Origin of the sequence: Lutibacter sp. HS1-25 (genome assembly GCF_004121075.1) — a bacterium.
Lineage (GTDB): Bacteria > Bacteroidota > Bacteroidia > Flavobacteriales > Flavobacteriaceae > Lutibacter.
The window spans coordinates 1-1,885 of the sequence record NZ_RHLN01000086.1 but is presented as its reverse complement, the minus strand read 5'-3'; the positions used below and the strand labels follow the sequence as shown (position 1 = coordinate 1,885).

Below are 1,885 nucleotides of genomic sequence, written 5' to 3'. Positions count from 1 at the left end.
CAATTGATGTTATTTCCACTAGGACTTAAATTTTTAATAGTTGGATTGTCAATTTCACAAAAAGTTTGAGTAGCAGCTCCAGTAGGAGGTAAAGGTTTTTCAATGTTAGCAGTAACTTCTAATCGTAAAACTCTTTCACAACCAGTAGTATTTGTTATTGTAGCGTAATAAACTTTACCATCAACCAAAGCAGCTGTTTTAGTTAAAGGAATTGTAGCATTATCACTATCGTACCAATTGATGTTATTTCCACTAGGACTTAAACTGTCAACAGTTGGATTTTCAATTTCACAGAAAGTTTGAGTTGTAGGACCTGTTGGAGGAGTAACTACTTCGATTACTACTGCTACATTAGCGGATGCATCAGGGCAAGCACCTAAACTACTTTTAACAGTATAAGTGTATGTTCCAGAGCTATTAACACCAGGTTCAAAAGTACCTAAGTAACCACCAGATAGAGAACTTGGCCCTGTCCAAACACCAGTAATATCAGGACTTCCTCCTAATTTATCAAATAAATTAGTTGTAACTAAATCAATTTCGCACTCGTTTAATGATGAACTTATTCCTGCATTTGGAGGGGTGTCAATAAAAACTGTTGTTTTAGCTCTTTCTAAGCTTTCACAACCAACGCTTTCTTGAGTTGCCCAATAATCTTCACCATTAATTAAGGCTGTTGAAATATCTAAAGGTAGAGATGCCATTTCAGATTCGTACCAAATAACATTGTTTTCTATAGCTTTTAAATTATCTACAGTAGGATTGGAAGTAGCACAAAATGTTTGTGTTGGAGCCACGGTAGGCGTTTCTGGAGCAATTAAAATAACGGCAGTTCCCAATCTTTTACTAGTACATCCATTTGCGGTTTGCTGTACATAATAAGTTACCCCATTTACCAGTGGGGTTGAGTCTGAAAGTAAGTTGCCACCAGTTTTGGCATCATACCATTCAATATTTGTACCAGTTGCTGGTAAATCTGCTATTGTAGCATTTTCATCGGCACAAACACCTATAATAGAGTAAGTATTTGTTGGAGGTGTTCCATTAATTGTTACGGTAACAGCAAGTCTGTTTGGGCTACAACTTCCACCTGTAATATCATCTGCATAATAGGTTTTGTTATTTTCTAAACGGAGTAATTTATCATACTGAGTTCCTCCAGAAGGAGCATCAAACCATGCAATTTCACCACCAGAAACTATAAAATTTTCAATTTTAGGTTCATTGCTATCACAAAAAATTTGAGAAGTATTTCCTATTGGGGTTGGATTTACACATTGTGAATATGTCAGTTCATGACTTAAAAAGGCTAAAACAAAGAATAATAATATTGTATTAATATTCAATGAAAATTTTTCTTTTTTCATTAGTTGGGTATTGGTTAGTTTTTTGATTTCGAATAAATGAAATCGTTTGGTATATCAAAAATAGTTAATTTTATTCAATTTTAGATGAATAAGTTGTTTTTTGAAGTATGATGTTTCTGTGTAAATTTGTTGAAAATAAAGTTGATTCATCGTGTTTTTTTTAGGAGATTACTTACATTTGATGTTAAAAATTATAATATATGAATATACATTTTATAGCAATAGGAGGTAGTGCTATGCATAATTTAGCCCTGGCTTTGAAAGAAAAAGGGTATACTATTTCAGGAAGTGACGATGCTATTTTTGAACCTTCAAAAACAAGGTTGGCAAATAAAGGTTTGTTACCTAGTGATTTTGGATGGTTTTCAGAAAAAATCACATCAGATTTGGATGCTGTAATTTTAGGAATGCATGCAAAACCCGATAATCCTGAGCTAAAAAAAGCACAGGAATTGGGTCTGAAAATATATTCATATCCAGAGTTTTTATATGAACAGTCTAAAGATAAAACACGTGTT

At 33.2% G+C, this 1,885-nt stretch carries 2 protein-coding genes; one reads left to right on the top strand and one right to left on the bottom strand.

The annotated features are described in order from the left end of the window. Positions 1-1,367: hypothetical protein (locus EC396_RS12360; protein ID WP_164975281.1), on the bottom strand; the 1,367-nt coding region annotated here is incomplete at its 3' end. Positions 1,368-1,567: 200 nt separating this feature from the next. Here EC396_RS12360 and EC396_RS12355 point away from each other — a divergent pair. After that, on the top strand, positions 1,568-1,885 hold a 318-nt coding region (locus tag EC396_RS12355), incomplete at its 3' end, for a Mur ligase domain-containing protein (RefSeq protein WP_240665703.1).